Consider the following 12,294-nt stretch of genomic DNA (forward strand, 5'->3'; position numbering starts at 1 on the left):
CTATGCGCGCCTTATCCTTTTCCTTCCAGTAAAGAAATAATCTTCTCCTTCACTTTTCCCTTTTTACTATCTTCATAAATTAAATCATGCGGGTAAAACAGTTTTTGGTCTGTGCGTTTTTTGCCTGTTATCGCTTCAACAATATCAGACTCCCTTGATAGCTCGCGAAGCTCACCATTTGGCATAAGCAATAAAATTGGAAGTCGTTCCTCCTCTTCACCTGCACGGTAAAAATCATAAGGTAAGTCCGATGTTGAGTCCACCACAAGGTAGTATTCCGGATCGATCCCTGCCTTTTTGAATAAGCTACTTAATTCCACCCAATTATTCAAGCCATGTTGTTTTTCAGTGAAGTCGACGTATTTAAACAGATTACGGTTCATAAAGCGGCGACATAAATCGCGCAAAATACTGTCCTCTTCCTCCTGCCACACTTGAAAATAGTAATACATAATATTTTCATCTAATTTTAGGTAATCTTCAAGTGTCACCTCTTCCTCAAACAGCGAGTAAAAGTGAGCAGGTTCATATTTAAAAGTGTAGTACTGACTGTGCAAAGCCTTAGCCCGATGCAAAATTTTTGTTAAAATCACTTCCGCACTTCGTGTGACAGGATGGAAATATACTTGCCAATACATTTGATAACGGCTCATAATGTAATGCTCTACCGCATGCATACCGCTCGCTTTAATGACTACTTGATCACCTTGAGGGCGCATTACACGCAGGATACGCTCCATATCAAAATTGCCGTAGCTAACACCTGTAAAGTACGCGTCACGAAGCAAATAATCCATTCGATCAGCATCAATCTGGCTAGAAATCATACTGATAGCTAACTTATTATCAGAAGTTTTTGCGATAACATCAGATACGCGCTGCGGAAAATCCGAACCGACACGGCGCAACACGCGGTTGACCTCGGTATCTCCTAAAATAATTCGCTGTGTAAACTTTTCATGATTTAAGTGAAATACCTTCTCAAACGAATGCGAGAATGGTCCATGTCCCAAATCATGTAAAAGCGCGGCACATAAGCAAAGCAAGCGGTCCTCCGCATTCCATTGCGGTCTGCCGTCAAATACATCATCAATCATGCGGCGCACAATCTCATACACACCTAAAGAATGATTAAAACGGCTTTGTTCAGCACCGTGAAATGTATAAAAGGTTGTACCGAGCTGTTTAATGCGGCGCAGTCTTTGAAATTCCGATGTTCCGATTAAATCCCAGATGACTTTATCACGAACTTGGACATACTTATGTACAGGGTCTTTAAACACCTTTTTTTCGTCAAGTTTGCCGTTTGTATATACCAAGGAACGCCCTCCTTTAGGCTGTGATATATCTATTATATACAAAAAGCACTTCTTTTGTATAAGAAGTGCTTCGTATTATTTACCTAGCTTGTCTTCAATTTTTTTGATGAGCTCGTCCTCATTTGGTGCTGCTATCGGACGATTGTTAACAAATGCAAAGGATTTTTTACGTCCTGGTCCGCAATATGACTGACAACCGATTTTAATATCAGCATCCGCATCCACCTTTTTCAGGCGCGGTAGCAATGTTTTCAAGTTCGTTGCTTGACAATCATCGCATACACGAAATTCATTTCCCATATTGTACATCCCTTCTCTATCACAAACTTTTACTACATAGTATTTACAATTTATAGCGGTACAAGTAGAAAACCAACAGTCTTTTTAGATAAAGGCTGTGTTAAAACCTACTGTTAATCATTTGCATTAATTGATTGGAGTGAAGGGGTGAGACTCTTGCGGGAAAAGCAAGTCAAAAGAAGACCCCGCAGGCACGTAGCGCTGAGGAAGATCCCTGTCCGCCCGCAGAAAGCGACCCCCCGTAACGGAAATCAACAACAAACTTTAACAGAGCCTAGATAAAAAAGAAAATGGGCGGCGTTTTCGTTTCTTGATCATCCATATGTCAGAAGAACCACATGTACTTTATATCATATCTGGTTTGTATCAACAAAATTGCAGGTGTTTATTTTTGCATCTTGGAGATAATACAAAAGGTATTGTACCTTTCTTTTAGATGTCATGCAAGTAGCGCAGAGTAATCTACCATTTTTATGAAAGGTTTGTATAAATCATACGGATTTTGTCCATTCTAAAAATAGTAAATTATAAATCCGATGAACTAGGGAGATGAATCTATGAAAGTAAGACAAGATGCTTGGACTGAAGAAGACGATTTGTTGCTTGCAGAGACCGTTTTGCGCCATGTTCGTGAGGGTAGTACACAGTTAAATGCATTCGAAGAAGTGGGAGATAAATTGAATCGTACCTCTGCTGCATGCGGATTTCGCTGGAATGCTGTTGTTCGCTACACATACGATCAGGCCCTGCAAATGGCCAAAAAGCATCGAAAAGAGAGAATGAGAGCAGCAAGCGGCGAGCAAGCGAAAAAACGATTGCTATATAATCCGCCAGTACCGGCCTTTACCGCACCGATTGATGAAGATATCGAAAGCTTTGAGGAAACTGTACCTGCAATGCAGCGCTACTCTGGCGGGCAGCTTACAATGTCCGATGTGATCGAGTTTTTACAAACAGTCGGTGGTAGCGGAGCCAAAGCCGAAGCATTGCAGAAAGAGAATGAGAGACTTAAACGCGAAGCAGCCGAACTCACTCGACAAAATCAAGAGCTTGCACATAAAATCAATCAAATGGAACAGCAGTCTACAACGATTCAAGAAGACTACGAAACCATCTTAAAGATTATGAATCGCGCGCGTCAGATTGCGTTGATTGAAGACGAAGAACGCTCTGCGACAAGCTTCCGAATGGATCGTAACGGCAACCTCGAGAAGATTGCTGAGTAAGAATTCATTACAAAAGAGAAAAATAAAATTTACAATTAGTTCCATATAGAAAAAATGTAAAACCCATGCACAGTGCGTGGGTTTTCTGTTTATCTATTTTACTGAAATTTTTAAATTTAACAACGTGAAATATACTACTTGCTTTTATGTGTTCATAGTTGTATATTAATTGATGTATCAAAAATTGACATGTCAATTATTTAACCAAAGGTTTGGAGGTAACGCGTGCCGCACTCAAAAGAAATACACATTTTAAACGAGCTAAAAGCATTGAAGGTTCAGCTGGAAACTACATTTGAAAAGTGCACAGGCGTCAGTCAATCGCGCTTAGAGATCTTAAATCAGTTATTTCAGTCAGAGGAACTCAGTCAATCTCAACTGCAAAAAACACTGCAAATTGACAATGCAGCTATCACTCGTCACCTCAAACAACTCGAAGCAAGCGGACGAATTACACGCAGAAAAAGCGATGCAGATAATCGCATTACTCTTGTACAGCTAACGCCGCAGGCAAGACAGGAACTGGCTTCGTTATGGGATGAGAAGGTTGATTTCGTAACTAACATGCTAGAAGGGTTTTCTTCTGAAGAAATTGATATGACCCTTCAGCTATTACAGCGCATTGGAGCCAATGTTGCCAAAATAAAAGCAGATCGCAGCTTATAAAAAGGAGAGAACAACTATGACAAGCACGACTTTGCTTAATGATTTTAATACAATTGTAAAAGGTCGACGTTCCATTCGTAAATACGATACAAACGTAAAAATTTCAAAAGAAGAAATGACACAAATTATTGAAACTGCAACGCTAGCACCTTCTTCTGTTAACATGCAGCCTTGGCGTTTTGTTGTAATTGAAAGCCCGGAAGCAAAAGCAACACTTGCACCTTTAGCACGCTTTAACCAATCACAAGTAGAAACGTCTTCTGCAATGATTGCGCTATTCGGCGACTTAAACAACTTCGACTATGCAGAAGAAATCTACGGCCGCGCTGTTGAGCTTGGTTACATGCCGGCTGAGGTAAAAGAGCGTCAGCTAGAAGCAATTGGCGGCTTATATGCTAATGTAACGCCAGAGCAAATGAAAGATATTGTGCTAATTGATGGCGGCTTAGTAGCTATGCAGTTTATGTTAGCTGCACGTGCACACGGTTATGATACTTGCCCAATTGGTGGCTTTGAAAAAGATCAAATTGCAGAAGCTTTCGGTATGGACAAGGACCGTTACGTTCCGGTTATGCTCATCTCTATCGGTAAAGCAGAAGATACTGGTTATCAATCTGTACGCCTTCCTGTTGACCGCATCACAGAGTGGAAATAATAAAACAAACTAAGGAAGTGGCTACCATGATTATTATTCATGCGACGTTAACAATTGATGCAACAAAAGAAGCGCTGTTTTTACAAGAAATTACACCTTTATTAGAAGCATCTCGTGCTGAAGAAGGAAATATCTCCTATACATTGACGAAAAATGCACAAAAGGAAAATGAGTTTATCATGGTAGAAGTGTGGAAGGATTTACGTGCTGTGTCTGCGCACAACACGAGCACTCACTTTACTGCTTTCTCCGAGAATGCAAGAGACTTTGTCATTGCGCCAATTGAACTAAAAATGTATGAAGCAAGTACGTTAAAGTAATATGAAGCAGCTTGTAGGGGTAACCTGCAAGCTGTTTTTATATATTTGACACTCCCACCCCTAAAGAGGCAAGCTGGCTAACGCCAGTGGGATTCTTGTATGACTTTGCGTTCGCAGTCTATTTCTGTTTTGAACAGCCTACAAGATGAGGGTGTGCCATCACCCTTCCATAGGCAGTGCGTATAGCACCTATGGCGACTATTCTGTTACCAAATAGCCTAGCTTTTGGTTCTCAAATGTGTTGTAGCGTCTTATTCTTGACGACTTAATACATTTTACGGAGTAGAGGAATTTGCTACTCCAACCTCATATGTATTCTGTTTTCAGAGAACATGTCGTTTTAGAGACTTTTGCTTGTCTATGAACCAAGTATAGCATACAAACATATGTTTTTCTATTGAAAAAGCGACACTTTCATCCCACGCCTAAAGGCGGTGCTATTGCACCGTAGTGGGCTTTCCCGTATCGCAAATTCTGTAACGAATGCTATAATATAGATATCAGTCATGTTAATTTGTAGAACGTAAGGAGTTTATCTTATGAGTCATATAGATATTTTAAAACAACCCGAGTGGCGCATTATCGACCAATCAAGTATGGGACCGCAATTTCATGCGCTTCAGTCCTTCGCGATGGACGACACGCTGTGTACGGTGGTCGGCAGCGGAGATTCACCCGCTACGATGCGCTCTTGGGTGCATCACGAAACAATTGTACTCGGCATCCAAGATACCCGCCTTCCTCACTTACAAGAAGGTATTGCCCTGCTAAAGGAGCGTGGCTATCGCGTGATTGTACGCAACTCCGGCGGATTGGCGGTTGTATTGGATGAGGGTGTGCTGAATGTTTCATTAATTTTGCGCGAGTCTGAGAAAAGCATTGATATTAATTTAGGCTACGATGCCATGTATGGCTTAATTCAGCACATGCTTCGAGATTTTCCGGCTGTGATTGAGGCAAAAGAAATAGTAGGCTCTTATTGTCCTGGCAGCTATGATTTAAGTATTAATAATCAAAAGTTCGCAGGTATCTCACAGCGCCGCATTCGCGGGGGCATTGCCGTACAAATTTATCTATGCGCAGACGGTAGCGGCTCGGACCGAGCTCGGACGATTCGTGACTTTTATGATATTGCTCTGCAGAATGAAGAGACCAAATTTACCTTTCCAACCATCATCCCGGAGACGATGGCATCTCTATCCGAGCTACTTGGGCAGCACATCACCGTTCAGAACTTAATGCTTCGTCTATTTCAGTCCCTACAAAGCATGGGAGGTCGCTTGCGTGCGGAACCCCTTTCTCCGCAAGAGGCAGAATTGTATGAGCATCATTTGCTGCGTGTCATGGAACGGAATAATAAAGTGCTTGTATAGAAAAAGAGACTGCATCGCAGCCTCTTTTTCTATACACTTATAAAGCCTGTGCCGCTGTAATTAAAGCAAGCTTGTATACATCTTCCTCGTTACAGCCACGAGACAAATCATTAACAGGCATGTTCAAGCCTTGTAGGATCGGTCCAATTGCTTCAAAGTTACCCAAGCGCTGTGCAATTTTATAGCCGATGTTACCAGCTTCTAGGCTCGGGAATACGAATACATTCGCATCACCTTTAATAACAGAACCTGGCGCTTTCTTTTCTGCTACAGATGGTACGAAAGCCGCGTCAAATTGGAATTCGCCGTCTAGTGTTAACTCAGGCGCCATTTCTTTTGCGATGCGCGTTGCTTCTACCACTTTGTCTGTTTCTGGAGACTTTGCAGAGCCCTTCGTTGAAAAGCTTAGCATTGCCACGCGCGGCTCAACACCGAATAGATCGGCAGTTTTTGCACTTTCAATTGCAATTTCAGCCAAGTCCTGTGCATTAGGTGAAATGTTGATTGCACAATCAGCGAACACATATTTTTCGTCTTCACGCACCATGATGAAAACACCAGAAGTTTTTGTTACACCTGGCTTTGTTTTAATAATCTGCAAAGCAGGACGTACGGTATCAGCTGTAGAGTGTGCCGCACCGCTTACAAGCCCTTGCGCTTTGCCCATGTAAACAAGCATTGTGCCAAAGTAGTTTTCGTCCTGTAAAATTTTACGTGCATCTTCCTCAGACGCCTTCCCTTTACGACGCTCCACAAAAGAAGCGACCATTTCATCCATTGCTTCATATGTAGACGGATCATAAATGGTAACACCGCTTAGTGTTAAGTTCATACTTTGCGCCTTCGCTTCAATATCGCCTTTAGCGCCGATTAAAATCGGTTTTACAAGCTCGTCCTTTGCTAATCTTTCAGCTGCGCCTAAAATGCGCTCATCCGTTCCTTCCGGGAAGACGATTGTCGTGCCTTTTCCGTGTAGCTTATCTTTTAACACTGCAAATAAATCACTCATTCGTAAAGCCTCCTCAAAAATGTACTCCATCCATTAGGATAAAGCTTTTTGTATATAATTTAAACTTTATCGGCTTAAAAAATGAGCAAACACAAAATGATTATATATTACAAATTTTCAGGAATAATTGTGTCAGCTTTATATAGGATTTTAGTTTTGCTCTGTTTTTGTGCTATAGTAAGGATATGACAATCTACATAATGAGGTGACCGTAATGAGTGAAGCAGCACAAACACTGGATGGTTGGTACAGTTTACATGATTTCCGCACAATGGACTGGGTTTCTTGGAAGCAACTTCCGAGCGACGAGCGCGAAAAGGCAATTGCAGAATTTTTACATATCGTAAGCAAGTGGAACGATACAGAAGCAGCTAACGCAGGGAGTCATGCGATTTATTCCATCGTTGGTCAAAAGGCGGACATCATGTTCATGATTTTGCGTCCAACAATGGAAGAATTAAATGAGATTGAAAATGAATTCAATAAAACAAAGCTTGCGGAATACATGGTTCCTGCATACTCCTATGTATCTGTAGTCGAGCTAAGCAACTACCTTCCTGCGGGCGAGAACCCGTATGAAAATCCACAAATTATGGCGCGCTTAAAGCCAATTCTGCCAAAAATGAACCATGTGTGTTTCTATCCAATGGATAAGCGCCGCAACGGTGAAGACAATTGGTACATGCTTTCCATGGAAGACCGTAAAGCAATGATGTACAGTCACGGTAAAATTGGTAGACAATATGCAGGAAAAGTACGCCAAATCATCACAGGCTCTGTTGGTTTTGATGACTATGAGTGGGGCGTAACACTCTTTGCTGATGATGTGCTTCAATTCAAAAAGCTTGTATACGAAATGCGCTTTGATGAAGTAAGCGCGCGCTTCGGCGAGTTCGGCTCTTTCTTTGTCGGCAATATTCTTCCAGTAGAGAAGGTTGCGAAGTTTTTAGAAATATAATTCATAAGGTGTCCAAATGGGCGCCTTTTTTATTTGTCCAATTCTTAGTCATAAGTTGATTTGTTACCTCATAGTTATGAACTATGTGAGTTCATTTCAGTTTGTATTGCCGTGCATGGATTCACTCTGCTTTTTTCTGATAAACATCTAAGAGCGATTTACGCACGTATGAAAAACGGGGTGAAGATATGGGGGTTATCGCTTACAACGAGGAACAAGTTAAGCTTTTGGCACGTCTGATGCGAGCAGAAGCAGAGGGTGAAGGACAGCTCGGCATGCTGATGGTTGGCAATGTCGGTGTGAACCGTGTTTTGGCAAATTGCTTGGACTTTAAAAAGATTCGTAGCTTACAACAAATGGTCTTCCAAACTCCTGGTGGTTTTGAAGCAACACAAAAGGGTTACTTTTACCAAAGGGCGCGAGAAAGCGATATTGAGCTGGCTCGCCGTACAATTAGAGGCGACCGCTTCTGGCCAGCGTCCTTCGGTTTATGGTTTTTTAGACCGGCTGGTGCATGTCCGACGAATTGGTACAATCAAAAGAATTCTGGGCGCTATAAGAAGCACTGCTTCTTCCAGCCATCAGGAAGCGATTGTCCAAAAGTATTCTCTATTTAATAAGGAGGTTTACGTATGAATCAAGGTCCATATTACGGAAATGGTGGCGGTTTTTATCAAGCTGCAGGTTCTCAGCTGCCACCCGCGCAACCGAGTCCTCAGCAAGTACAGGCCGCACAGGCACAATATGCAATGTCACAAGGTATGTTGCCACTTGAGCAATCTTACATCGAAAACATCCTACGTTTAAACAAAGGCAAACAAGCAACTGTTTATATGACGTATGAACGCGGCAGCTCCCTTGGCACACAGGCCTATAAAGGCATCATTGAAGCTGCAGGCCGCGATCACCTCATTATTAGCGAACCGGAAAGCGGCAAACGTTACTTGCTATTGATGATTTACCTCGATTACGTTGAGTTTTCAGAAGAAATCGTTTACTTCCCGCAAGGCACTGCCACATACGCACCAAGATAAAAAGCACGGATTCCCGTGCTTTTTCTTGTTTAGAACAATACCCCTTTGAACTAGCTCCTTCCTAGTGGTCCATTCTTCTCTTCTATTATCGGCCGATTTCCTTCTTCTATCGGCCAAATTCCCTCTTCTATCGGCCGAGTTCCTCCTTCTATCGGCCAAACTTCTCTTCTATCGGCCGAACTCTTCCTTCTATCGGCCAAACTTCTCTTCTATCGGCCGAACTCTTCCTTCTATCGGCCGAAATTCTCTTCTATCGGCCGAAATTCTCTTCTATCGGCCGATTTCCTTCTTCTATCGGCCAAGTTTCTCTTCTATCGACCGATTTCAAACCACATAAAAAAGATTGGCGAGTACTCGCCAATCTTTTTACATCCCTTTCATAACCGCAATTGCTACTAACACCCATCCAGCTAGGAATGCTAAGCCGCCAATCGGTGTGATTGCCCCTAATACTTTTATACCTGTTAAAGCCATAACATATAGGCTACCAGAGAAAATAAGAATACCTGCAACCATCAGCCAGCCGGCCGCTGTCAGCATGGATGTTTGGCCAAGTTTACCAATTAAAAAAGCGATAACAAACAAACCACCAACATGAAACATTTGGTATGTAACACCTGTTTTCCAGTTTTGTAGCATGCGCTCCGTTACTTTTCCCTCTAATCCATGTGCACCAAACGCACCAAGCGCTACTGCTAAAAATGCAAATACACTACCCAATACGAAAAAAAGCTTCATCTCCTACACCCCTTTTACTCATTAGAAATCCAAAAGAGAACCGCCATTTGCATCATTTTCCTGCAAGTACTTCGGCGTCATTGTCTGCGTTACTACAGGGTTGGACTCCGTTAACGGAGCAGAACGCACCTCCTGCATATTCTCTTCTAATACTAAATCGCATAACGCGCGAACAGCCGTTAAATGCTCTCTTACTTTTTGTGGGTTATGCTTGTGTTGCTCAGTTAACGTCATTTCTTTCATCAACTTGTTTACAATTGCATCAATTGCAATTTGCATCCTATTCACCTCTTATTTTGACATGCTGCTTCTAAACTCTTTAGCCTTTCCGACGGTCCAAACACTATTATCATATCATGTTCTTGCAAAATTTCATCATCGGCAGGGTTATGAATAACAGATTCTCCTCGTAATATCGCTAATACAGTGACATCAAACCGACCGCGCATAGCATTTGCTCGCAGTGTATTCCTCGCTAAAGGAGAGTTTACGCCAATCCGTACTTCCTCAATGCCAAACATTTCTCCCGTCGTTAAAATAGTATCGACATAGTTCACGCTCAATGGCTTCATGATATCCATTGCCATGCGCCTTCCTGCAATACTCGAAGGATTGATTACTTTATTCGCACCTGCCCGACGTAATTTTTCCTCTGATTCTATTCTTTCCGCACGAGCGACGATTTGTACATCATGATTGAGACCGCGCGCCGTTAACGTAATGAAGACATTTTCCGCATCGTTAGGAAGGGCTGCAACTAAGCCAGCCGCTTTCGTAATGCCGGCCTTGTGAAGAACCTCATCTTCGGTCGCATCTCCCTCAATATAAACCAATTCGGATCCGAACTCCATTTTTTTATCAATGACGATAAAAGGAATACCTTTGCTTTGTAACTCCTCTGTAATTTGCGCTCCACCCCTGCCATATCCACAAATAATGACATGCTTCTCTAATGCTGTTATTTTCTTTTCCATCCTTCTCCTCCCAAACATATGAAAAATTTCCCCTTCAATAATTAACGCAGTAGCCGCACCAATCGCGTACGTGACAATTCCAATCCCAAGTGGAATAATGGTGAGGGCAAAGGCTTTGCCTGCCGTTGTTTGCGGAATCGCATCACCATATCCTACTGTTAAAACGGTAATCATTGTCATCCAAAGTGAATCAAAAAAATTGAGAGGCTCCAGAACCATAAAGCCAATTGTTCCAACTACGATTACTGCAGCCATACAAATTGCTGCGATAACCAACTGTTTGTAAGCGTACATAAACATTCTCCCTTTTTCTTTCCTGTAAATCCCTATATACTAGAATAGGTACAATTTGGAACTCTCCTTTACTACAGAAAGAGGTTGATACAAATGAAATTGATACTGGTCGCTCTGCAATGGGCTTTCTTTATTTTAGCAGGTAGCCTTGTTGTCCCCATCAGCATCGCCGCTGGATACGATTTGGAAGGAGCGGAGGCGCTCGCTTTCGTCCAGCGTACGCTATTTGTACTTGGAATCGCCGGGATCTTGCAGGCATGGCTCGGGCATCGCTTGCCCATTCAAGAGGGACCGGCAGGGTTATGGTGGGGCGTGATGTCCCTGTATGCCGGACTTGGCATCGTTTTATTCGGCTCACAAACAGAAACGCTGCGCGTCATGCAGTATGCGTTTATGCTAAGCGGTATACTTTGCATATTACTAAGTGTATTTGGCTTAATTGATAAGCTGGTACGATTTTTTACACCTACAGTTATCGGTACCTATTTATTTTTGCTTGTGGCGCAGCTAAGCGGTTCCTTCTTAAAGGGCATGGCAGGCCTTGGGCAAAATCATGACACGGTACAAGGTGGAATCCTTGCGCTTTCTCTATGTATTATTCTTGCTTCGTTACTCTTTAAAAAAATACCTGTAATTGGTCAATATTCTGTCTTGTTCAGTATGCTGCTTGGATGGGGCTTATTTGCATGGTTCGGCTTCGCTGAGCCTCTCCCGTCCATAACACAAATAATATCGTTGCCCCGTATATTTGTGTTTGGACTTCCTCGCATGGAGACTAATATGATTGTGACGGTGGTGTTTGTTACATTACTACTGCTTACAAATATGCTAGCGAGCATTCGCGTTGTCCAACAAGTACTTGCAGGACAAGATGTTTCTTTTGCAGAAAATCGCTTTAAGCAAGCTGGTATTTTCTCAGGAGTTGGTCAGCTCCTTGGCGGTTTGTTCTCAGCTATAGGGCCTGTAGCAATCTCGGGATCCGCAGGCTTTATTTCTTCCTCCAAAATCAATACGCGCCTGCCCTTCATTCTCGGCTCGGCGTTAATTGTAATCATGAGCGTATTCCCAGGGGTAACCGCTTTGTTCGCTGGCATTCCACCAGCAGTCGGCTACGCCGCTCTATTTCCTGTATTCTCAGGAATGCTAGGGCTCGCCTTTAAAGAGTTTGAGAGTGTAACAGACAAAGAAAGAATGTTTCGGATTGTAGGTTTTTCTTTATTTACAGGCATCGGCGTTATGTTTATCCCGCCTCAAGCCTACACTTCTCTGCCGCCTTTTCTCGCTTCCTTTTTAAGCAACGGCTTAGTTCTAGGTGCTGTTATGGCAATTGTGTTAGATGCTTGGCAACCGCGCAAATGAGTTGGAAAACTTCTCTCATTGCGCTCTTTTTTGTTTGTTGTTAGGATAAAGCTATGGAATCCATTTCAG

Annotated in this window: 15 protein-coding genes; 9 read left to right on the forward strand and 6 right to left on the reverse strand. The window is 42.5% G+C overall.

Annotated features, from left to right (window positions below):
- Positions 1–11 precede the first annotated feature (11 nt).
- Together EEJ45_RS07350 and EEJ45_RS07355 are read right to left on the reverse strand one after the other, a co-directional pair.
- Entirely contained in the window at positions 12–1,319 is a 1,308-nt protein-coding gene (locus EEJ45_RS07350; protein ID WP_124564153.1) for an HD domain-containing protein, read from the reverse strand.
- 75 nt (positions 1,320–1,394) lie between these two features.
- The gene (locus EEJ45_RS07355) at positions 1,395–1,619 is read right to left on the reverse strand and encodes a YuzB family protein (RefSeq protein ID WP_124564154.1); all 225 of its coding nucleotides are present in this window, start codon (positions 1,617–1,619) and stop codon (positions 1,395–1,397) included.
- Between the two features lie 557 nt (positions 1,620–2,176).
- Here EEJ45_RS07355 and EEJ45_RS07360 point away from each other — a divergent pair.
- The 5 genes from EEJ45_RS07360 (at position 2,177) to lipL (ending at position 5,859) form a co-directional block, all read left to right on the forward strand.
- Positions 2,177–2,845, forward strand: coding sequence for an RsfA family transcriptional regulator (locus tag EEJ45_RS07360; RefSeq protein ID WP_124564155.1), 669 nt, complete (start codon positions 2,177–2,179; stop codon positions 2,843–2,845).
- 225 nt (positions 2,846–3,070) lie between these two features.
- Entirely contained in the window at positions 3,071–3,511 is a 441-nt protein-coding gene (locus EEJ45_RS07365; RefSeq protein ID WP_124564156.1) for a MarR family winged helix-turn-helix transcriptional regulator, read from the forward strand.
- Positions 3,512–3,527: 16 nt separating this feature from the next.
- Positions 3,528–4,166 (forward strand): nitroreductase family protein, encoded by a 639-nt coding sequence (locus tag EEJ45_RS07370; RefSeq protein ID WP_124564157.1) that lies wholly within the window; start codon positions 3,528–3,530, stop codon positions 4,164–4,166.
- A 26-nt stretch (positions 4,167–4,192) separates the two neighbouring features.
- Entirely contained in the window at positions 4,193–4,486 is a 294-nt protein-coding gene (locus EEJ45_RS07375) for a putative quinol monooxygenase (RefSeq protein ID WP_124564158.1), read from the forward strand.
- Positions 4,487–5,025: 539 nt separating this feature from the next.
- On the forward strand, positions 5,026–5,859 hold the full coding sequence (gene lipL, locus EEJ45_RS07380; protein WP_124564159.1) for an octanoyl-[GcvH]:protein N-octanoyltransferase: 834 nt from the start codon (positions 5,026–5,028) through the stop codon (positions 5,857–5,859).
- A gap of 37 nt (positions 5,860–5,896) precedes the next feature.
- Here the strand turns inward: lipL and pta are convergent, their stop codons facing one another.
- Positions 5,897–6,868, reverse strand: a complete 972-nt coding sequence (pta, locus tag EEJ45_RS07385; RefSeq protein WP_124564160.1) for a phosphate acetyltransferase — start codon at positions 6,866–6,868, stop codon at positions 5,897–5,899.
- 214 nt (positions 6,869–7,082) lie between these two features.
- Here pta and hemQ point away from each other — a divergent pair, with 214 nt between their 5' ends.
- The 3 genes from hemQ (at position 7,083) to gerQ (ending at position 8,860) form a co-directional block, all read left to right on the forward strand.
- Positions 7,083–7,826, forward strand: a complete 744-nt coding sequence (gene hemQ / locus EEJ45_RS07390) for a hydrogen peroxide-dependent heme synthase (RefSeq protein WP_124564161.1) — start codon at positions 7,083–7,085, stop codon at positions 7,824–7,826.
- A 188-nt stretch (positions 7,827–8,014) separates the two neighbouring features.
- Entirely contained in the window at positions 8,015–8,443 is a 429-nt protein-coding gene (locus EEJ45_RS07395) for a cell wall hydrolase (RefSeq protein ID WP_124564162.1), read from the forward strand.
- Positions 8,444–8,458: 15 nt separating this feature from the next.
- Positions 8,459–8,860 carry a spore coat protein GerQ gene (gerQ, locus tag EEJ45_RS07400; protein ID WP_124564163.1) on the forward strand — a complete coding sequence of 134 codons (402 nt, stop codon included), beginning with the start codon at positions 8,459–8,461 and terminating at the stop codon, positions 8,858–8,860.
- Between the two features lie 366 nt (positions 8,861–9,226).
- On the opposite strand, the gene EEJ45_RS07405 is transcribed toward gerQ, so the two are convergent.
- From EEJ45_RS07405 to EEJ45_RS07415, 3 genes are read right to left on the reverse strand one after another with little or no spacing between them, the layout of a single operon-like run.
- A complete protein-coding gene (locus tag EEJ45_RS07405) occupies positions 9,227–9,598 on the reverse strand; it encodes a DUF423 domain-containing protein (RefSeq protein WP_124564164.1) in 372 nt (123 codons plus the stop codon).
- Positions 9,599–9,619: 21 nt separating this feature from the next.
- Positions 9,620–9,877 carry a YwdI family protein gene (locus tag EEJ45_RS07410; protein WP_124564165.1) on the reverse strand — a complete coding sequence of 86 codons (258 nt, stop codon included), beginning with the start codon at positions 9,875–9,877 and terminating at the stop codon, positions 9,620–9,622.
- A 5-nt stretch (positions 9,878–9,882) separates the two neighbouring features.
- The gene (locus EEJ45_RS07415; RefSeq protein ID WP_124564166.1) at positions 9,883–10,866 is read right to left on the reverse strand and encodes a potassium channel family protein; all 984 of its coding nucleotides are present in this window, start codon (positions 10,864–10,866) and stop codon (positions 9,883–9,885) included.
- Between the two features lie 93 nt (positions 10,867–10,959).
- Here EEJ45_RS07415 and EEJ45_RS07420 point away from each other — a divergent pair, with 93 nt between their 5' ends.
- Complete coding sequence (locus EEJ45_RS07420) at positions 10,960–12,225, forward strand: purine/pyrimidine permease (RefSeq protein WP_124564167.1); 1,266 nt, start codon at positions 10,960–10,962, stop codon at positions 12,223–12,225.
- Positions 12,226–12,294: the final 69 nt, after the last annotated feature.

The sequence above is a fragment of the Ectobacillus antri genome (genome assembly GCF_003852715.1).
Lineage (GTDB): Bacteria > Bacillota > Bacilli > Bacillales > Bacillaceae_G > Ectobacillus > Ectobacillus antri.

Excerpts from the sequence above, each read along its gene's own strand:
- EEJ45_RS07405 (WP_124564164.1), bottom strand. The coding sequence starts at position 9,598 with ATGAAGCTTTTTTTCGTATTGGGTAGTGTATTTGCATTTTTAGCAGTA.
- EEJ45_RS07395 (WP_124564162.1), top strand. The coding sequence starts at position 8,015 with ATGGGGGTTATCGCTTACAACGAGGAACAAGTTAAGCTTTTGGCACGT.
- EEJ45_RS07420 (WP_124564167.1), top strand. The coding sequence starts at position 10,960 with ATGAAATTGATACTGGTCGCTCTGCAATGGGCTTTCTTTATTTTAGCA.
- pta (WP_124564160.1), bottom strand. The coding sequence starts at position 6,868 with ATGAGTGATTTATTTGCAGTGTTAAAAGATAAGCTACACGGAAAAGGC.
- EEJ45_RS07360 (WP_124564155.1), top strand. The coding sequence starts at position 2,177 with ATGAAAGTAAGACAAGATGCTTGGACTGAAGAAGACGATTTGTTGCTT.
- gerQ (WP_124564163.1), top strand. The coding sequence starts at position 8,459 with ATGAATCAAGGTCCATATTACGGAAATGGTGGCGGTTTTTATCAAGCT.
- EEJ45_RS07415 (WP_124564166.1), bottom strand. The coding sequence starts at position 10,866 with ATGTACGCTTACAAACAGTTGGTTATCGCAGCAATTTGTATGGCTGCA.
- EEJ45_RS07370 (WP_124564157.1), top strand. The coding sequence starts at position 3,528 with ATGACAAGCACGACTTTGCTTAATGATTTTAATACAATTGTAAAAGGT.
- lipL (WP_124564159.1), top strand. The coding sequence starts at position 5,026 with ATGAGTCATATAGATATTTTAAAACAACCCGAGTGGCGCATTATCGAC.
- hemQ (WP_124564161.1), top strand. The coding sequence starts at position 7,083 with ATGAGTGAAGCAGCACAAACACTGGATGGTTGGTACAGTTTACATGAT.
- EEJ45_RS07355 (WP_124564154.1), bottom strand. The coding sequence starts at position 1,619 with ATGGGAAATGAATTTCGTGTATGCGATGATTGTCAAGCAACGAACTTG.
- EEJ45_RS07410 (WP_124564165.1), bottom strand. The coding sequence starts at position 9,877 with ATGCAAATTGCAATTGATGCAATTGTAAACAAGTTGATGAAAGAAATG.
- EEJ45_RS07375 (WP_124564158.1), top strand. The coding sequence starts at position 4,193 with ATGATTATTATTCATGCGACGTTAACAATTGATGCAACAAAAGAAGCG.